Annotated in this window: 15 protein-coding genes; 4 read left to right on the top strand and 11 right to left on the bottom strand. The window is 65.1% G+C overall.

Translation table 11 applies throughout. The annotated features are described in order from the left end of the window. The first annotated feature begins 65 nt into the window (after positions 1-65). Entirely contained in the window at positions 66-869 is an 804-nt protein-coding gene (locus N5C91_RS00345) for a TlpA disulfide reductase family protein (RefSeq protein ID WP_279826820.1), read from the top strand. A gap of 427 nt (positions 870-1,296) precedes the next feature. On the opposite strand, the gene N5C91_RS00340 is transcribed toward N5C91_RS00345, so the two are convergent. The 4 genes from N5C91_RS00340 to N5C91_RS00325 all read right to left on the bottom strand — a co-directional run bounded on the left by N5C91_RS00340 (position 1,297) and on the right by N5C91_RS00325 (position 5,636). Then, positions 1,297-1,773: a BRO family protein gene (locus tag N5C91_RS00340; RefSeq protein WP_279826818.1), complete on the bottom strand. Its 477-nt coding sequence runs from the start codon at positions 1,771-1,773 to the stop codon at positions 1,297-1,299. A gap of 748 nt (positions 1,774-2,521) precedes the next feature. Beyond that, a complete protein-coding gene (locus tag N5C91_RS00335; RefSeq protein ID WP_279827616.1) occupies positions 2,522-3,565 on the bottom strand; it encodes a haloacid dehalogenase-like hydrolase in 1,044 nt (347 codons plus the stop codon). 193 nt (positions 3,566-3,758) lie between these two features. Next, positions 3,759-4,667, bottom strand: coding sequence for an AraC family transcriptional regulator (locus tag N5C91_RS00330; RefSeq protein ID WP_279827614.1), 909 nt, complete (start codon positions 4,665-4,667; stop codon positions 3,759-3,761). A 48-nt stretch (positions 4,668-4,715) separates the two neighbouring features. Then, positions 4,716-5,636, bottom strand: a complete 921-nt coding sequence (locus N5C91_RS00325; protein ID WP_236174282.1) for a LysR substrate-binding domain-containing protein — start codon at positions 5,634-5,636, stop codon at positions 4,716-4,718. Positions 5,637-5,775: 139 nt separating this feature from the next. On the opposite strand from N5C91_RS00325, the gene N5C91_RS00320 reads away from it, so the two are divergent. Further along, positions 5,776-7,161 (top strand): NorM family multidrug efflux MATE transporter, encoded by a 1,386-nt coding sequence (locus tag N5C91_RS00320; protein ID WP_279826814.1) that lies wholly within the window; start codon positions 5,776-5,778, stop codon positions 7,159-7,161. Here N5C91_RS00320 and N5C91_RS00315 read toward each other — a convergent pair. After that, the gene (locus N5C91_RS00315; RefSeq protein WP_236174280.1) at positions 7,154-8,830 is read right to left on the bottom strand and encodes a bifunctional diguanylate cyclase/phosphodiesterase; all 1,677 of its coding nucleotides are present in this window, start codon (positions 8,828-8,830) and stop codon (positions 7,154-7,156) included. The genes N5C91_RS00320 and N5C91_RS00315 overlap by 8 nt on opposite strands. Before the next feature lie 293 nt (positions 8,831-9,123). On the opposite strand from N5C91_RS00315, the gene rep reads away from it, so the two are divergent. Further along, positions 9,124-11,133, top strand: a complete 2,010-nt coding sequence (gene rep / locus N5C91_RS00310) for a DNA helicase Rep (RefSeq protein WP_236174279.1) — start codon at positions 9,124-9,126, stop codon at positions 11,131-11,133. A 227-nt stretch (positions 11,134-11,360) separates the two neighbouring features. After that, positions 11,361-11,936 (top strand): xanthine phosphoribosyltransferase, encoded by a 576-nt coding sequence (locus tag N5C91_RS00305; protein WP_236174278.1) that lies wholly within the window; start codon positions 11,361-11,363, stop codon positions 11,934-11,936. Positions 11,937-12,079: 143 nt separating this feature from the next. Here the strand turns inward: N5C91_RS00305 and N5C91_RS00300 are convergent, their stop codons facing one another. The 6 genes from N5C91_RS00300 to dadA form a co-directional block, all read right to left on the bottom strand. Next, positions 12,080-13,915 (bottom strand): acetyl-CoA hydrolase/transferase C-terminal domain-containing protein, encoded by a 1,836-nt coding sequence (locus N5C91_RS00300; RefSeq protein WP_279827612.1) that lies wholly within the window; start codon positions 13,913-13,915, stop codon positions 12,080-12,082. Positions 13,916-14,120: 205 nt separating this feature from the next. Then, positions 14,121-14,549 (bottom strand): cytochrome c5 family protein, encoded by a 429-nt coding sequence (locus N5C91_RS00295; protein WP_054910073.1) that lies wholly within the window; start codon positions 14,547-14,549, stop codon positions 14,121-14,123. A gap of 172 nt (positions 14,550-14,721) precedes the next feature. After that, positions 14,722-15,270 (bottom strand): cupin domain-containing protein, encoded by a 549-nt coding sequence (locus N5C91_RS00290; protein ID WP_037009703.1) that lies wholly within the window; start codon positions 15,268-15,270, stop codon positions 14,722-14,724. A gap of 303 nt (positions 15,271-15,573) precedes the next feature. Beyond that, complete coding sequence (alr, locus tag N5C91_RS00285; RefSeq protein WP_279826806.1) at positions 15,574-16,653, bottom strand: alanine racemase; 1,080 nt, start codon at positions 16,651-16,653, stop codon at positions 15,574-15,576. An 81-nt stretch (positions 16,654-16,734) separates the two neighbouring features. After that, positions 16,735-17,088, bottom strand: coding sequence for a RidA family protein (locus N5C91_RS00280; RefSeq protein ID WP_236199250.1), 354 nt, complete (start codon positions 17,086-17,088; stop codon positions 16,735-16,737). Further along, positions 17,063-18,358: a D-amino acid dehydrogenase gene (gene dadA / locus N5C91_RS00275; RefSeq protein WP_236174275.1), complete on the bottom strand. Its 1,296-nt coding sequence runs from the start codon at positions 18,356-18,358 to the stop codon at positions 17,063-17,065. Before dadA ends, N5C91_RS00280 begins: the two co-directional genes overlap by 26 nt. Positions 18,359-18,500: the final 142 nt, after the last annotated feature.

The following is an 18,500-nucleotide window of genomic DNA, read 5'->3' as shown; positions in this document are numbered from 1 at the left end:
CAGCCCGGCGCTGCCGCGCGGTAGCGCCCTGCTGTACCTTGGTTTCCTTTTGCCAGGCACTCGTCTTGACCAGTCTCACCCTCGGCCCGCTGGCCCTTCCCCTGCCCCACGTCCTGCTCTACCTCGGCTTCTTCGGCGCGCTGCTGGCCGGCTGGCTGGCCGGACGCAAGCGCGGCGCCAATCCCGAAGGCGCGCTGTTCGCCATGCTTGTCGGCGGCCTGCTGGTAGCGCGCCTGGCCTTCGTTGCCCGCTACTTCGAGCAGTACGCGGCGACGCCGGCGAGCATCGTGGACATCCGCGATGGCGGTTTTCTCGCGCTGCCGGGGGTGATCGCCGCCGCACTGGTCGGCGCGGTGCTGGCCTGGCGCCGGGCCGAGCTGCGCCGCCCGCTGGCCATCGCGGCCGTGGTCGGTGTGTGCCTGTGGGGTGGCGGCAAGGCCGTGACTGCGGCGCTGGACCGCAGCCAGCAGATTCCCCAGCTCACGGTGATGGACCTGCGCGGTGCCGCCGTGGACCTGCGCGCGCTGGATGGCCGGCCCATGGTGGTCAACCTCTGGGCCACCTGGTGCCCGCCGTGCCGCCGCGAGATGCCGGTGCTGGAAGCCGCACAGAAGCAACGCAGCGACGTGCGCTTCCTGCTGGTCAACCAGGGCGAGAACGCCGAAGCCGTGCAGCGCTTCCTCCGTGACCAGGGCCTGAGCGACGCGGCGGTACTGCTCGACAGCGGCAACCGCCTCGGCCAGGCCACCGGCTCCTACGGTATGCCCACCACGCTGTTCTACGACGCCCAGGGGCGCCTGAAGCACAGCCAGATGGGCGAGCTCTCCGCCGCGAGCCTGGAGTACGGGCTGGGCCAGCTCAAGGACTGACACCTCGGCGACCTGCATGAGCGCCGCGAGAGCCATGCCGGAACCCACAGCGATACTCACGCGGCTGGTGCACAGCATCGATGGGTATCGCTGCGCTCCACGCCATCCTACGAAAGCACGTCCGGATTCGGCACGCAGCAACGTAGGGCGCATAACCTGGAACAGGTTATCCGCCGGCTGGTTGACGGCGGATAACGCTGACGCGTTATGCGCCCTACCAGAGCGGCCGTGGTGCAAGCACCGGAAAACGACGTAGGAGCGGACTCCGTCCGCGATGTGCCACCGGCCAGCACCGAGCGGTTGGAAATCGATCGCGGACAGAGTCCGCTCCTACACAGCAACGTAGGGCGGATAACCTGGAACAGGTTATCCGCCGACTGGTTGACGGCGGATAACGCTGGCGCGCTATGCGCCCTACGGAAGCGGTTCAGGTGCGGAGGTGGTTCTCCAGCAGGCCGACCGCGTCGCGCCAGCGCACCCAGAGATTGCCCTGCCAGTCCATGACCGGCAGCGCTTCGCCCAGTAGCTGCTGCATGCGGCGACGCGGCAGGCGGGTGTCGTGGTTCGGCGTATCGCGCAGGGCGGGCACCACCTCGTTGCTCAGCCATTGGCGCAGGCTGCGGTTTTCCGGGTGGTAGCAGTAGACCAGCAACAGGGCGTAGAGACCGCTTTCGCTGACCAGCAGTTGCGGCTCGGGATGACCGGCAAGTTGCTCGTAGCGCGACTGGTCGTGGTCCAGTCGGGCGATGAGTTGCACCTCGACAGGCCGGTTGAGCAGCTTGCTCAGGTCGCGCACGACGAACCACACCTGCTGCTCGATCAGCAGAGCGCGCAGCTGCCGGTGGTGGCGGACGAAATACGCAGGAATCAGGCCGTCGTCGGCCGGGGAAATCGAGAGGTTCATGCTGTCGCTCCTTGCTCGTTCAAGAAGCCGCCGCCCGAAACTGCCTAAAGAGGGAGGCGGACCGTGCAAGGGTGGAAACCGGACATTAGACAGCGATAGCCGGTCGGGCCAAAGCCCGCCTCACACGGCCCGCCATGGAAAGCGAAGCGAATCCGGCACCAAATAGGTGCCGGATTGCCCAACCCATGACGATCACTGTCGAATGTTCAGGTTTCCACACCTGGCCACGATGACGCCGTGGCAGGGCGAAACGCTAAGCAGTGAACTTGTAGGACCGCAACGCCGCGGCAGTGTAGGTGTCTTCCCAAGCGTCCCGCAGTAGCTTTACCGCCCCAACGCGATGACTTTCAGGAACTGCGAGGCTGTCGGGAAATTCGCCGGGAAACACCCTGCTCCAGCGTCCGTCTGAAGGAAGGGCAGCAAGCGGTTCGCGAGCAAGCTCGCTCCTACAGGTGTGCACCGCTCCTTGCGGGACCGAGGGGGACGCCCAGTCCCTGCTCGCGAACAGTTCTGCCCGACCACGCAGGAGCAGGGCATTGGCGTAGGGCACATAACCCGGAACGGGCTATATGCCGGCCATTTCGCGGCGGATAACGCTGACGCGTTATCCGCCCTACCAGAGCGGCCGTGGTGCAAGCACCGGAAAGCGACGTAGGAGCGGACTCCGTCCGCGATGTGCCACCGGCCAGCACCGAGCGGTCGGAAATCGATCGCGGACAGAGTCCGCTCCTACACAGGCGCTACGCGCTTACTGGATTTCTTCCGGCGTGACGATCACCCAGTTCTTGTCGGCGGTGACCGGCTGGCCGAGCTTGGCCTGGGCTTCGGCGTTCTTCTTGATCATGCCGTTGAGCTGGTCCATGTATTTGGCCTTGCGGTTGATCCACAGGTGCACGCCGTTCTCGGCGGTACCGTTGAACAGCATGTAGCCGTCGCTGCTGGGGGTGTCGCCGCCGACCAGGATGGGCTTCTTCCACTGGTCGATGTAGGTGAGGATCGCCGCCTGCTTGCCGGCCATCCAGGTCGCCGGGGTCCAGAGGTAGGGGGTGATTTCCAGGCCCTCGTTGGCCTTGGGATCGTACTTGCCCTCGCTGATCTGCTTGCGCGCGGTGGTCAGAGCGCCACTCTGGCGGTCCTTGAGCAGAGTGGTGACGCCGATGACATTCTCCGGCTTCACGTTGTAGCCGTACCTGGGATCGCTGGCGACCATGCGCACCAGCTCCTCGTGGGCGGCGGTCATCACGTAGACCTCAATGCCGTTCTCCATCAGCTTGTTGTACAGCTCCTGCTGGCCGGTGAAGACCTTGGGCGGGTTGATCTCGATGGTCTTGACCACGTCGCCTTCGTAATAGGTGCTGGGCACCGGCTTGCCGTAGGCCATCAGTTCGTCGACGTAGCCCTTGAGCTCCTTGAGGGTGAAGCCGGAGAACACCTGGGCGACCCAGGGATAACAGACCAGGTCGTCGACTTCGCAGAGGCGGTAGTAGTAGCTGTTGAGGCTTTCCTTGTGGCCGTTGACGTCCTTGAAAGGAATGAGCTTGAGCGAGGGGTCGAGCTTCTCGCGGGTCAGCACGCCTTTCATTTCGAGGAAGGGCAGCAGCGATTCCTCGAGGTCGTAGCGGTAGCTGGTGTTGTCCATGTCGAAGACCGCAAAGGCACCCTTGTTGGCGTTGGCGGCGATCAGGGCGTCGAGCTGCTTGGCCGCCGGCGCCGGCCAGTGTTTCAGCTCGGTGGCGGCGAAAGAGGTGCTGGCGAGGCCGGCCAGGATCAGGCCGGCGAGCAAGGTGCGCATGGGCTTCATGAAACTCCCCCGAGTGGTGTTGTTGGAATGGGGAAGGCCTGAAACGGGCCTTCACTGGACTAGTCCAGCAATGACCCTAGCAAAGCGCTGTTTCAGCTCTGCGACGGCAGCGACGCGAACCGTCGCGAAGGCGGCAGGACATGCCCATACGCGCCACGTGGCTTTGCTGTCGGCGACGACTGGTCTAGTTCACGCTGCGGCGCAGGCGTCCGGGGGCGTCGCCGTAGGTTTCCTTGAATTTCTTGGTGAAGGAGGCCTGGGACTGGTAGCCGACCTGGGCGGCAATGTCGGTGAGGCTCAATTGCGAGCTGCTCAGCAGGCGGTAGGCGAGCTCCATGCGGACCTGCGTCAGCAGCGCCCAGGGCGATTGCCCGGCCAGTTGGGTGAATTGCCGGGTAAAGGTTGCGCGCGACATGCTCGCACGCTCGGCCAGCGCTTCGATGGTCCATTCATGCGCGGGATCGTCGAGCATCGCCTGCCAGGCACGGCTCAGGCGCTTGTCGCCGAGTAGCGCCAGAGTCCCGCTGCCGGGCGCGTGGGTTTGCAGGTGGACGCGCAGGATCAGGGTGAACAGCGCCGACGACAGTGCGTCAACGAGGAAGCGCGCGCCAGCCTGGTTGCCATCCGCTTCTGCCCGCAGTAACCCCACCAGCGCCGCGACGGCGTCGCCGAGGCCGTTGTCCTGGCAGGACACCTTGAGGAAGGCCGGCAACGCACCGATCAGCAACGAGCCTCGCTGGTAGTGGAAACTGCCGCAGAGCATGTCCAGCTCGTCTTCACCCGCCCCCAGGCGATGAACGGGCAACAGGCCCTCCAGGCGGACGTCCGGCTCCTGCGCGGCGACGCGATTGCCCTTGCTGCGCAACAGGTGGGCAGCGCCTGCGGGCAGGAGCAGAACTTCGCCAGCCTTCAGATCCAGAACCTGTCCGTCAGGCAATTCCGCCTGACAACTGCCGGACAGCACCACGTGGTACTGCGCTGTGCCATCCGGCAGGGGTTCGTGGTCCAGCGCCCAGTCGCCGAGGAACCGGCAGCGCAGGTCGAGGCTGCCGCGCAGGCCGGCGAGCTGGATGAGGCGATCGATGGAGTTCATGGTTTTCCAGGTGAAGGCAGTGGCTGACAGATTATCCATAGCGACGCCTCAGTCGAGGTATTCCACCGCTGGAATCCGCATCGATTGCATCTCCGCCTGAAGGAAGTCGCGCAACCGGCGCAGTCGCTCCTGGTGCCGGCGTGCGCGTGGCCAGACCAGGTAGTAACTCTCACCGCTGGCCACTGCGCTGGGCCAGGGCAAGGCCAGGCGGCCCTGCTCGGCATCTTCGGCAACCATCACCAGATCGCCGATGGAAACACCGTAGCCGCGGGTAGCGGCGACGATGCCCAACTCCAGGGTGTCGAACACCTGCCCGCCCTTGAGCGACACCTGCTCCCCCAGCCCCATGCGTTGCAGCCAGCGCCGCCAGTCACGGCGGTCGGGGGTGGGGTGCAGCAGTTCGGCGCCGGCCAGCCGCTCGGCATCCCAGGGGCCATCGGCCAACAGCGCGGGCGCGCCAACGGGAATCAGCCACTCAGGGAACAGCAACGTCGCCTCCCAGTCCGGCGGGAAGTGCCCAGCGCTGAGCAGCACCGCGCAATCGAAAGGTTCGTGGACAAAATCCACGCGATCCACGTCCATCCAGGCACTGGTCAGTTGCACTTCGATATCGCTGTGCTGCATGCGGAACTTGCTCAGCCGCGCCAGCAGCCAGCGCATGGTCAGGGTCGAGGGCGCCTTCAGCCGCAGCACGCCTTCCTCCGCGCGCAAGCTGGCGCAGGCGCGTTCCAGCGCGTCGAAGCCATCGCGCAGGCCGGGTAGCAGCATCCGCGCGGTTTCGGTCAGCTCCAGCTGGCGACCGCGACGCTGGAACAAGCGGCAGGCGAAGTGCTCTTCCAGCGTCTTGATGTGCCGGCTCACCGCGCTCTGGGTGATCGCCAGCTCCTCGGCGGCGCGGGTGAAGGAGGCATGCCGAGCCGCGGCCTCGAAGGCGCGCAGGGCATAGAGGGGCGGCAACTGGCGGTTCATGGCGGGCTCCGAAATCGCTCATACATGAGTATGACTCATGGATGGCATCGCATTTTTCCTTTTGTGCCCGCCGCCACGAGCGCCGGAGAATGGGGAACTATCCAACCATGCGGCGGCTGCCGCTTGCTGAGCCTGACTCATGAAACGCCTGTACCGTGACGAACTCGCCGCCATTCTGCGCCTGGCCGGCCCGCTGATTGCCGCCCAACTGGCCTATGTCGCCATGGTGTTCACCGACACCGTGATGATGGGCAAGCTCGGCCGCGAGGCGCTGGCTGCCGGCGGCCTGGGCGCGTCCACCTATGCGCTGGTCTCGACCTTCTGCGTCGGCGTGGTGGCCGCCACCGGCAACCTGGTGGCGATCCGGCATGGCGCCAGGGACGCGCGCGGCGTTGTGGAAGCGACCCAGGCCGGCCTGTGGATCGGTGGCGCGCTGGCGCTGCTGGCGGGCCTGCTGCTGTGGAACCTCGGGCCGGTTCTGATCGCTTTCGGCCAGGCGCCGGAAACGGTTGCCGGCACCATGAGTTTTCTGCACAGCATCGTCTTCGCCCTGCCCGGCTATATGGCCTTCATGGTGCTGCGCGGCTTCACCAGCGCCATCGAGCGGCCCGGCCCGGTCATGGCCATCAGCCTGATCGGCGCGCTGGCCAACTTTGCCCTCAATTACGCCTTCATCGAGGGACTGTTCGGCCTGCCGCGCCTGGGGCTGGCGGGGATCAGCATGGTCACCGCGGTGGTGATGAATGCGCTGCCCGTGATCTTCGCCCTGTACCTGCGCTGGCACCGGGCCTATGCGCCCTACCCGCTGCTGAAGGGATTGTCGCAGCCGGACTTCAAGGTGATCGGCGAATCGCTGCGGCTGGGCATTTCCATCGGCGGTACCTACGCCGTGGAGTCGGGCATGTTCACCGTGGCGACGCTGTGCATGGGCGTGCTCGGCAGCACCGCGCTGGCGGCGCACCAGATCGCCATCCAGTCGGTGTACGTGGCCTTCATGGTGCCCATGGGGCTTTCCTACGCGGTGACCTTCCGCATCGGCCAGCACTATGGTGCCGGTCGGCTGGTCGAGGCGCGTCGCGCCGGGCGACTGGGGATCGGCTTCGGCGCGACCTGCATGTTCGCCTTCGCCGCGCTGTTCTGGCTGGCGCCGGAGCTGGTCATCGGCCTGTTCCTCGACCACAACGACCCGGCCAACCGCGAGGTGGTGCAAATGGCCGTCAGCCTGCTGGCCATCGCCGCCTGGTTCGAGCTGTTCGACGGCACCCAGTGCATCGCCATGGGCGCGATCCGCGGCCTGAAGGACGCGCGCACCACCTTCCTCGTCGGGCTGGTTGGCTACTGGCTGATGGGCGTGCCGATGGCGCTGCTGCTGGCCTTCCCGCTGGGCTGGGGGCCGAGTGGCGTGTGGTGGGGTTTGGCGTCCGGGCTGGCCTGCGCGGCCATCGGCCTGACGCTGGCGTTCGAGGCGAAAACCTCGCGCCTGCTGCGCCCGCGCACAGGAGCAGCGGCACTGGTCGCTAGCTGACCGAGTCCTGCAGGCGCAGCGCGCGGTTGGCGCCGAACACCAGGAAACGCGCCAGCTCCGACAATGGCAGCGGGCGGCTGATCCAGAAGCCCTGCACCTGGTCGCAGCCGAACTGGCGCAGCTCGTCCTGCTGGGCGGCGGTTTCGACGCCTTCGGCGACCACTTCCAGGTTCAGGTTGTGCGCCAGGTTGATCATCGCCCGCACCAGTTGCAGGTTTTCCGTGCGTTCGTGCATACCGCCGACGAAGCTCTTGTCGATCTTCAGCAGGGTGATCGGCAGGCTGTTGAGGTGCACGAAGGATGAGAAGCCGGTACCGAAATCGTCCAGCGAGAAGCGCACGCCGAGCCGGCCGAGAGCCTGCATGGTCTGCAGGACCTGATCGCTGCGGCGCATCACGGCAGTTTCGGTGAGTTCGAATTCCAGCCACTGGGCGTCGACGCCGCGTTCGCGGATCAGCCGCTCCAGGGTTGGCAGCAACTGGCTGTCCTGGAACTGGCGGAACGACAGGTTCACCGCCATGTGCAGCGGCGGCAGGCCGCGTCCGCGCAGCCACTGCATGTCACGCAGGGCACGGGAGATGACCCAGTAGCCCAGCGGCACGATCAGCCCGCTTTCCTCGGCCAGCGGCACGAAGTCGCCCGGTGTCAGCAGGCCGCGCTCGGGATGGCGCCAGCGCACCAGGGCTTCGAGGCCGACGATCTGCCCGGTACGCAGGTCCAGGCGCGGCTGGTAGTGCAGCTCCAGCTCATCGCGACGCAGCGCCCGGCGCAGCTCGCTTTCCAGGTCGGCGAGGCTGCGGGCGCCACGGTTGATGCGTTCGTCAAAGACATGGAAGGTGCAGCCTTGGCGCGACTTGGCCTGCTGCATGGCGATGTGCGCATGCCACAGCAGCGGGTCAGCGGCCTCGCCAGCACGGGCGTGGGCCATGCCCAGGCTGCAACCCAGCAGCAGGCTTTCGCCTTCGACCCAGTAGGGCTCGCCCAGGGATTCGACGATCAGTTCGGCGATCTTCTCCACGCGCTCCGGGTCGCGGCGGGTGTCCAGCAGCAGGGCGAACTCGTCGCTGCCCAGGCGGGCGATGTGGTCGCCGTTGTCCAGGTGCGCCTTCAGGCGCGCCACTACCTGCAGGATCAGGCGGTCGCCGGCCTGGTGGCCGAGGGCGTCGTTGACGTGGCGGAAGTTGTCCAGGTCCAGGTGGCCCAGCGCCAGGCCGCGCCCTTCGCTCTCGCTCAGGCGGGCGGCGAGCAGGGTCTGGAAGCCCTGGCGGTTGGCGATGCCGGTCAGCGGGTCCTGTTCGGCCAGGCTCTGCAGGGTGTTCTGCAGCGAAGTGCGCTCGCGCACGTAGCGCAGGGTACGGCGCAGGACTTCAACGCTGAGGGATTCAGCCACCAGATAGTCGGCGACACCGACGGGCTCTTCCGCGGGCTCGCGCTCCAGCAGCAGGATCAGCGGCAGGTGGCACTGGTGGGCAGACGGCAATTTGCCGGGGGTGGCGAGTACCAGACCGACCTGGTTCTCGTCGAATAGCGCGCTGGCAGCCTGCCAGGAAGGGGCCGTGATCAGCGAATAGCCCGTCCCCAACGCGGCCAGATGCCCGCGCAGTAGCTGGGCCCACTGCGGCGCTTCCGCCAGCAGGAGCAGGCGCGTTGGTTCGACCGACGCTGCCAAGCGACCCCCATGTATCTCTAGAAAGGGGAGAAACTCCAGGCACCATCCCTGCGCCCATTTCTCCCGGTTTTGAAGCGACGCCATCCGGACATCCCACGGATGTAGACGAAACTTCAGAGAAACTCTTAAGAGTTTTCTTCAAGTAATGCTGTCACAAGCCTAATACATGTACAGATTTATCCAAAACACATAAGTACGATCGTGTCACAGATCGCCGCTATTCCGAGCGGCACCCCGCCACCTGGCACGGCCTGATAGAATACGCGCCCGCTTCACAACAGACCCCCGCCTTCATGTCCCGACTCAATCCCCGGCAGCAAGAGGCCGTGAACTACGTCGGCGGCCCGCTCCTGGTGCTGGCCGGCGCCGGCTCCGGCAAGACCAGCGTGATCACCCGCAAGATCGCCTACCTGGTGCAGCAATGTGGCATCCGCGCCCAGTACATCGTCGCCGTGACCTTCACCAACAAGGCCGCCCGCGAGATGAAGGAGCGCGTCAGTACCCTGCTGCGCCCGGGCGAGGGCAAGGGCCTGACGGTCTCGACCTTCCACAACCTGGGCCTGAACATCATCCGCAAGGAACACGCGGCGCTGGGCTACAAGCCCGGCTTCTCGATCTTCGACGAGAGCGATGTGAAGGCGCTGATGACCGACATCATGCAGAAGGAGTATTCCGGCGATGACGGTCTGGACGAGATCAAGAACCTCATCGGCGGCTGGAAGAACGACCTGATCCTCCCGGAGGAGGCGCTGGAAAAGGCGCGCAACCCCAAGGAACAGACCGCGGCGATGGTCTACCTGCACTACCAGCGCACGCTCAAGGCGTACAACGCGGTGGACTTCGACGACCTCATCCTGCAGCCGGTGAAGCTGTTCCAGGAGCATCCGGAGATCCTCGACAAGTGGCGCAACCGTGTGCGCTACATGCTGGTGGACGAATACCAGGACACCAACGCCAGCCAGTACCTGCTGGTGAAGATGCTGGTGCAGCAGCGCGCACACTTCACCGTGGTGGGTGACGACGACCAGTCGATCTACGCCTGGCGCGGCGCGCGCCCGGAAAACCTGATGCAGCTGAAGGACGACTTCCCGTCGCTGAAGGTGGTGATGCTGGAGCAGAACTACCGCTCCACCAGCCGCATCCTCAAATGCGCCAACATCCTCATCGCCAACAACCCCCACGTGTTCGAAAAGCAGCTGTGGAGCGAGATGGGCGAAGGCGACCCGATCCGCGTGATCCGCTGCCGCAACGAGGAATCCGAGGCTGAGCGGGTGGCCATGGAAATCCTCACCATCCACCTGAAGACGCAGCGGCCCTACAGCGAATTCGCCATCCTCTACCGGGGCAACTATCAGGCGAAGCTGATCGAGCTGAAACTTCAGCACCACCAGATTCCCTATCACCTGTCAGGCGGCACCAGCTTCTTCGGACGCCAGGAAGTGAAGGACCTGATGTCCTACTTCCGCCTGCTGGTGAACCCGGACGACGACAACGCCTTCCTCCGGGTGATCAACGTGCCGCGCCGGGAGATCGGCTCCACCACCCTGGAGAAACTCGGCAACTACGCCACCGAGCGCGGTTGCTCGATGTTCAATGCCTCCGGCGAGCTTGGCCTGTCCGAACACCTGGACGCCCGCTACATCGAGCGTCTGCAGCGCTTCAAGCGTTTCATCGACAAGGTCCGCGAGCAATGTGCCGGCAGCGACCCGATTGGCGCGCTGCGCAGCATGGTGATGGACATCGACTACGAGAACTGGCTGCGGCAGAACGCATCCAGCGACAAGGTCGCCGACTTCCGCATGGGCAACGTCTGGTTCCTCATCGAAGCGCTGAAGAACACCCTGGAGCGCGACGAAGAAGGCGACATGACCATCGAGCAGGCCATCGCCAAGCTGGTGCTGCGTGACATGCTCGAGCGCCAGCAGGAAGAGGAAGAAGGCGCCGACGGCGTGCAGATGATGACCCTGCATGCGTCCAAGGGCCTGGAATTCCCCTACGTGTTCATTCTCGGCGTGGAGGAAGAAATCCTCCCGCACCGCTCCAGTATCGAGGCCGATACCATCGAGGAAGAGCGGCGTCTGGCCTATGTGGGCATCACCCGGGCGAAGAAGAACCTGGCCATGACCTTCGCCGCCAAGCGCAAGCAGTACGGCGAGATCATCGACTGCTCGCCCAGCCGCTTCCTTGACGAGCTGCCGCCCGAGGACCTGGTCTGGGAAGGCCAGGAGGACGCGCCGCAGGAGGTCAAGGTGGCCAAGGGCAATTCGGCGCTGGCGGATATCCGGGCGATGCTCAAGCGCTGAGGGCCTCATCTGTAGGAGCGGACTCCGTCCGCGATCGTCATCCAGCGGGCACCGGCCTGTCGGCCGGATCGCGGATGAATCCGCTCCTACGACAGCGGTCTGCTCCCCGCCCATCGAAAAACTGTCCATTCGATCAGCAATTGCATTGGTCGGAACGTCGCGCAGATGGCCACTGGCGTTGTAGAATTACGCGCTTCATCAGCGACAGCCGCTCCGGAAGCACCCCCGTGAACACTCTCAAAGACAAAATTCGCAGCGAAGGCATCGTTCTTTCCGAACAGGTCCTCAAGGTAGACGCCTTCCTCAACCACCAGATCGACCCGGCGCTGATGAAGCAGATCGGCCACGAGTTTGCCGAACGCTTCAAGAACCAGGGCATCACCAAGATCGTCACCATCGAAGCCTCCGGCATCGCTCCGGCGATCATGGCCGGCCTCGAACTGGGTATTCCGGTGATCTTCGCCCGCAAGTTCCAGTCGCTGACGCTGAAGAACGACCTGCTGATCTCCAAGGTGTTCTCCTTCACCAAGCAGACCGAAAGCACCATCGCCATCTCGGCCAAGCACCTGACCGCCGCCGACCACGTGCTGGTGGTGGACGACTTCCTCGCCAACGGCCACGCCGCCAAGGCTCTGATCGACCTGATCCAGCAAGCGGGCGCGAGCATCGCCGGCCTGGGCATCGTCATCGAGAAGTCCTTCCAGGAAGGCCGCTCGCTGCTGGAAAGCGAGGGCTACCGCGTGGAATCCCTGGCCCGCGTGAAGTCCCTGGCCAACGGCCAGGTCGAGTTCGTCGAGGACTGATCCTGCGCGATAACGAAAAAGGCGGGCACCGACAGGGCCCGCCTTTTTTCATGCCTGAAAGCCGGCCTTGCGTAGGGCGCATAACCTGGAACAGGTTATCCGCCGACTCCCAGGCGGCGGATAACGCTGGCGCGTTATGCGCCCTACGGGTTCCTCTCGGCGCTGGCTTTCAGGCCGGCCAGCACCAGCCGCTGGTAAAGCTCCTCGCGCAAGCCGTCCGGCTTCGCCAATCCCATGCGCTCCAGATGCGCCGGATAGACCTCCGGCTCCGGGGCATCCAGCGTCGCCTTGCCCAGCTCGAGAATCTCGCTCAGCTTCAGCTTGCTCTTCAGCCACCCCAGTGCCCGCAGCAGGTCACGCTCATGCTCGGTGAAATCGCACCCCAGCGGGAACTCCGGCAGCAGCTTGCGTAGCGGGTAGGTCGCTTCGCGCAGGCGCTCCGGGGTGTTGTTGCGGTAACGCGCGTCCAGTTCGAAGTCCTTCGGCAACTTGCCGGCATCCCGGGCCTGGCCGATCAGTTGTTCCTGGAAGCGCGAATCGGCGATGGCCAGCAGCGCGGCGATCACCTCGGCATCGTTCTTGCCACGCAGGTCGGCGACGCCGTACTCGGTCACCACCATGTCGCGCAGGTGCCGGGGGATGGTGGTGTGGCCATAGCTCCAGACGATGTTGGAACTCAGCTCCCCCTCGGATTCGCGCCAGCTGCGCAGCATCAGGATGGAGCGCCCGCCTTCCAGTTCATGGGCCTGGGCGACGAAGTTGTACTGCCCGCCGACGCCGCTGAGCACGCGGCCGTCCTCCAGTTGGTCGGCCACGCCGGCACCCAGCAAGGTCACGGTGAAGGCGCTGTTGATGAAGCGCGCATCGTGGCGCTGCGCGCGCTTGAGTTCCTCGTCGCGGTAAAGGTTGTTGACGAAGCCGATGCCGGTCATGCCGATGCCGGCCCGCTCCTCGTGCGGCATCTCGCGAAGGCGCTGGTAGAAGGCCTGCGGCCCGAGGAAAAAGCCGCCGTGCAGCCAGACGCCCGGTTCAGTTGGCGCGGCGCCGGGGCGCGCCGCGACGCGGCGATTGAGCACCCCCGCCTCGGCCAACGCCAGCAGGCCGGGAACGAACATTTCACTGCAGCCATACAGCCCATGCTGGAACGCACCCAGTCCGCCGTCGCGCTCGATCAGCCCGGCGTGGCGGGCGGTGGAGTCTAGGCTGTCGAGCAGCGCACGATAACCGTCGTTGTCACGCTGGCGGGTCAGTAGCGCCGAGATCAGGGCATCGCCCATGGAGCCGATGCCGACCTGCAGTGTGCCGCCGTCACGCACCAGGGCGCTGGCGTGCAGGCCAATGCAGTGGTCCTGCAGACCGACGGGCAGGTTGGGCGTCGAGAACAGCGTGCTGCTGTCGCCCGGTGCGTCCACCAGCAGGTCAAAGAAGTCTTCGTCCACCTCGGCGTCGCCGGGCATATAGGGCAACTGGTCGTGGACCACGCCGATAGTGACGATGGTTTCGCCCGCCGCGCGACGGCACTGCAGCATTGGCAGCAGGTCGAGGGTGATGTCCGGGTTGCAGGCCAGGCTCAGCTTGCCCGGTCGGCCCGGATCACGGGCCACCAGTTGGGCAACGGCGTTGACGCCCTTGGCGTTGATGTCCCGCGCCACGTGGCTGTAGTTGCAACTGATGTAGTTCTGCTGGGCGGGCGCACTGTCCAGCAGGCTGCCGGGCTGCAGGTAGAACTCCTCGACGCGGATATTCTCCGGCAGCGCGTCATTGCGCAGGTCGTGCAGGTAGTCCAGCTCGGGGTAGTCGCCGTAAATACGCTCGACGAAGGGTTCGAGGAAGCGCCGCTGGAGCTCGCCAGCGGCCTGCGGGCGGCCGAGGGACAGCGCGGTGTAGAGCGTCAGTTGCCGACGCGGATTCTCGCGAATGTGCCGGTACAGCGCGTTGGCCAACTGGTTGGGCTTGCCCAGTCCCAGCGGCAGGCCCAGGCGGATATGCCCTTCCAGACGTTGCAGCAGTTCTTCGACAGCGGTTTCGATCGAGCAGGATTGCACCGGGCGTCCCTCCTGGTTCGTTGTCCACGACAGGAGTTTGGACCGGCTTTACGCAAAAGTTGCTCCCGCGACTCACACGGTGACAAATCACGGGCATGAAAAAGCCGCCCTTGGGCGGCTTTTTCGCACAGGTCGGCTGTTACAGGCCGGACATGTGGTGAATCGCAGCTTTCAGCTCGTCATCGGAGCAATCAGCGCAGGTGCCCTTGGGAGGCATGGCGTTGATACCCGAGATGGCTTTGGCCAGCAGGCCATCGAGGCCGCCCTGCTCTTTCGCGCGCTTGCCCCATTCGGCCTTGTCGCCGACTTTCGGAGCGCCCAGCAGGCCGCTGCCGTGGCAGTTGGTGCAGACCTTGCCGACAATCTCTTCGCCCGAACGCGGGGCACCGCCACCACCGGCAGCTGCTACGGCGCCAACGCCTTCGCATTCCTTGCCCTGGACGCAGACTTTGCCGACAGGTTCGAGACGCTTGGCAATGGCGTCATCGTTGGTCGCGGCCTGAACGCTCACTGCCCACAGGGCCAGTACGGCAGCTTGGGCTGCCAGGATTTTTCTAATCAGGTTCACCCTTTCACCCTCATCGTGGCTTATCACGCCCGGTCGCGGTGCAGTCACAGTCTCGGGCCGCGCGAGCGGGCGCAAGTATAACGGCAAAGCTCCGAAGCTCGAAACAATTGCGCCACCTTGCCGGGCTTTGCGGCATTAGGTCGCAGCTGATCTGGCCGGTCCTACCGGCTGTTCAAAAATTTGCCGGTGTGGTCGCGCTGATCAGTCGTGCCGGGGTTTCGAACGGATTACGGAAGCGGTGCGGCTTGGTGCTGTCGAAATAGTAGCTATCGCCACATTCGAGAACGAAGGTCTCGTCACCAACGGTCAGCTCCAGGCGACCCTCGACCAGCACGCCGGTCTCTTCGCCTTCGTGGGCATACATGTCGTCGCCAGTATCGGAACCCGGCGGATAGGTCTCGTCGAGCAGGGTGATGGCGCGACTGGGGTAGTCCTTGCCGATCAGCTTCATGATGATCGAGCCGCTGGACAGGTCGCTGAGTTCGTCTGCCTTGTACACCACCGGGGTGTTGCTGCTCTGCTCAAGGTCGAGGGAGAAGAACTCCACAAGAGACATCGGAATACCACCGAGCACTTTCTTCAGGGAGCTGATGGAGGGGCTCACACTGTTCTTCTCGATCATCGAGATTGTGCTGTTGGTCACACCCGCCCGTTTGGCGAGTTCGCGCTGGGACAAACCTTTGAGCTTACGAATGGCTTGCAGACGAGCACCGACGTCCAAGGGTGGGGTCCTCCTTATTTTTGTATCAGGCAGGCTCAAGAACCTGTCTTTGATCTGCTGTGCGTCGGCATCACTGCGTTGAAAGCGTCTTCGGGATGCTCATCTACTGAAGTAAATTCCGCTGCCTCAACCGCTTTCGCCTTGTTCCGCTCCAGCTCGCGAGATCAAAAACAGGCTCTGAAAGGCAGAACCCGCAGCGGCTTGAGCCGAGCGGGTTCCAAGTGCCACGTATCATGGCAACACCGTTCAGTATTTACAACAGATCGCCCGACGATCCTGCGCAAACTTTACGGGCGGTATCCGTCACTCGCCGCTATAGACCCGCGGGACGCGCTTGAGGTTGCAGAACAGCTGGTAGGGAATGCTGCCGCACAGGGAAGCCAGTTGGCTGGCGGGGACGTTCGGCCCCCAGAGTTCGACGCGACTGCCCAGGCCGGCCTGCGGCAGGTCGGTCAGGTCCACGGTGAGCATGTCCATGGACACGCGGCCGATGATGCGGCTGGGCTTGCCGTCGATGAACACCGGCGTGCCGTCCGGCGCGTGGCGCGGATAGCCATCGGCGTAGCCCATGGCGACCACGCCGACGCGTACCGGGCGCTCGGCGATGAAGCGTGCGCCGTAGCCCACCGGCTCGCCGGCCGGCAGTTCGCGAATGCTGATGACCTGGGATTCCAGGGTCATCACCGGGCGCAGTTGGTCCGCCAGCGCATGCGCCTGTTCGAACGGAGTGGCGCCGTAGAGCATGATGCCGGGGCGCACCCAGTCGCTGGGCACCTCGGACCAGCCGAGGATGCCGGGAGAATTGCGCAGACTGATCTCATGCCCCTGACCTGCGGCTTCGCGCACCGCCTGGAAAGCGGCAACCTGCTCTTCGGTGCGCGGGCAGTCCAGCTCATCGGCACGGGAGAAGTGGCTCATCAGCACGACCTTGGCCACGTGGGGCAGCGCCTTCAGGCGCGCCAGAGCGGCGGCATAGTCCTGCGGGAAGAAGCCGACGCGGTGCATGCCCGAGTCCATCTTCAGCCAGACGGTCAGCGGTTTGCTCGGACGAGCACGCTCGATGGCTTCCAGTTGCCAGGCCGAGTGCACCACGCACCAGAAGTCATGGGCGTCGATCAGTTCCAGCTCGCTGGCTTCGAAGAAGCCTTCGAGCAGCAGGATTGGCGCACGGATGCCGGCTTCGCGCAGCTCCAGCGCCTCCTCGATGCACGCCACGGCAAAACCGTCGGCCTCGCCTTCCAGTGCCCTGGCGCAAACCACTGCGCCATGGCCGTAGGCGTCGGCCTTGACCACTGCCAGCGCTCGCGCGCCGGTGACTTCACGGGCCAGGCGGTAGTTGTGGCGCAGGGCGGCGAGGTCGATCAGGGCACGGGCGGGACGCATGGCGAGGCTCTCTTATGGTGGGTGGAACGCAATCAGCAGACGAAAAAAACCCGGCGCTCCGGCCGGGCCACGCAAAAACGATCAGGGCAGTGCGGCGACGATGGAAATCTCGACGAGGATCTCCGGGTAGCACAGCGCCGCCTGGACGGTGGCGCGCGCCGGGGCGCAGCCCTGGGGGACCCACTGGTCCCAGACGCCGTTCATGCCGGCGAAGTCGGCGGCGACGTCCTTCAGGTAGATGGTTGCCGAGAGCACACGCGATTTGTCGGTGCCCGCCTCGTCGAGCAGGCGCTCGACGCTGGCGAGGACTTCTCGGGTCTGCTGCTCGACGCCGGCGCTGAGGTCGCCCGCCACCTGGCCGGCAAGGTACACCGTGCCGTTGTGGACGACGACCTGGCTCATCCGCTGGTTAGTGTGCAGGCGCTGGATGGCCATTCTGGGCCTCCGAGGTAGAGCTGTAGCGGGAGATATCCAGGCCTTCGGTGCTGATCTGCGGGCGCTTCTTGGCCATCAGGTCGGCGAGGTAGCGGCCCGAGCCGCACGCCATGGTCCAGCCCAGGGTGCCGTGGCCGGTGTTGAGGAACAGGTTGCGGTAGCGGGTGGCGCCAACGATCGGGGTGCCGTCCGGGGTGGCCGGGCGCAGGCCGGTCCAGAACTCTGCCTGGCTGACGTCGCCGCCTTCCGGGTAGAGGTCGGTGGTGATCATTTCCAGGGTGGCGCGGCGACGCGGGTTCAGCGACAGGTCGAAGCCGGCGATTTCCGCCATGCCACCGACGCGGATGCGCTGGTCGAAGCGGGTGATCGCGACCTTGTAGGTCTCGTCAAGGATGGTCGAGGTCGGCGCCATGTCCGGGTTGGTGATCGGCACGGTCAGTGAGTAGCCCTTGAGCGGGTAGACCGGAGCGTCGATGCCCAGCGGCTTGAGCATCTGCGGCGAGTAGCTGCCCAGCGCCAGCACGTAGCGGTCGGCGGTGACCAGCTGGCCATCGACCCAGACGCCGTTGATGCGGTCGCCGGCGAAGTCCAGGCGCTGGATGTCCTGGCCGAAGCGGAACTCCACGCCCAGGGCCTTGGCCATCTCGGCCAGCTTGGTGGTGAACATCTGGCAGTCGCCGGTCTGGTCGTTGGGCAGGCGCAGGGCGCCCACCAGCTTGTCAGCCACCTTGGCCAGGGCCGGCTCGACGCGGGCAATGCCGGCGCGGTCCAGCACTTCATAAGGAACACCGGTGCTTTCCAGGACGGCGATGTCCTTCGCGGCGGAATCCAGCTGCGCCTGGGTGCGGAACAGCTGGGTGGTGCCCAGGGAGCGGCCTTCGTAGGTGATGCCAGTCTCGGCACGCAGCTCGTCGAGGCAGTCGCGGCTGTACTCGGACAGGCGCACCATGCGCTCCTTGTTCACCGCGTAGCTCTTGGCGTTGCAGTTGCGCAGCATCTGCCACATCCAGCTGTACTGGCTGGGGTCGCCGGTCAGCTTGATGGCCAGCGGCGCGTGGGTCTGCAGCAGCCACTTCATGGCTTTCAGGGGGATGCCCGGGGCAGCCCAGGGCGAGGCGTAGCCAGGCGACACCTGGCCGGCGTTGGCGAAGCTGGTTTCCAGGGCCGGGCCGGGCTGGCGGTCGACGACGACCACTTCGAAGCCGGCACGGGCGAGATAGTAAGCACTGGCGGTACCGATCACACCGCTGCCAAGCACCAGAACGCGCATCTTTGCCTCCTACGTCGCGCCAGGGGCGCGGACGTTTCTTATTCTGAACGTAGATGCGCGCAGTATAGGAAGTCAGGCTCAGCGATATTCACTGATTGCGATACGGTATTTGACGAAAATTCCTGGCAAAAGTCGCTTTCAC

It is taken from the genome of Pseudomonas sp. GD03903, assembly GCF_029840045.1.
Classification (GTDB): domain Bacteria; phylum Pseudomonadota; class Gammaproteobacteria; order Pseudomonadales; family Pseudomonadaceae; genus Pseudomonas; species Pseudomonas pseudonitroreducens.
This window is presented reverse-complemented; position numbering and strand designations above follow the sequence as displayed.

Excerpts from the sequence above, each read along its gene's own strand:
- N5C91_RS00340 (WP_279826818.1), bottom strand. The coding sequence starts at position 1,773 with ATGAACCTCTCGATTTCCCCGGCCGACGACGGCCTGATTCCTGCGTAT.
- N5C91_RS00335 (WP_279827616.1), bottom strand. The coding sequence starts at position 3,565 with ATGCGCACCTTGCTCGCCGGCCTGATCCTGGCCGGCCTCGCCAGCACC.
- N5C91_RS00330 (WP_279827614.1), bottom strand. The coding sequence starts at position 4,667 with ATGAACTCCATCGATCGCCTCATCCAGCTCGCCGGCCTGCGCGGCAGC.
- N5C91_RS00325 (WP_236174282.1), bottom strand. The coding sequence starts at position 5,636 with ATGAACCGCCAGTTGCCGCCCCTCTATGCCCTGCGCGCCTTCGAGGCC.
- N5C91_RS00320 (WP_279826814.1), top strand. The coding sequence starts at position 5,776 with ATGAAACGCCTGTACCGTGACGAACTCGCCGCCATTCTGCGCCTGGCC.
- rep (WP_236174279.1), top strand. The coding sequence starts at position 9,124 with ATGTCCCGACTCAATCCCCGGCAGCAAGAGGCCGTGAACTACGTCGGC.
- alr (WP_279826806.1), bottom strand. The coding sequence starts at position 16,653 with ATGCGTCCCGCCCGTGCCCTGATCGACCTCGCCGCCCTGCGCCACAAC.
- N5C91_RS00280 (WP_236199250.1), bottom strand. The coding sequence starts at position 17,088 with ATGGCCATCCAGCGCCTGCACACTAACCAGCGGATGAGCCAGGTCGTC.
- dadA (WP_236174275.1), bottom strand. The coding sequence starts at position 18,358 with ATGCGCGTTCTGGTGCTTGGCAGCGGTGTGATCGGTACCGCCAGTGCT.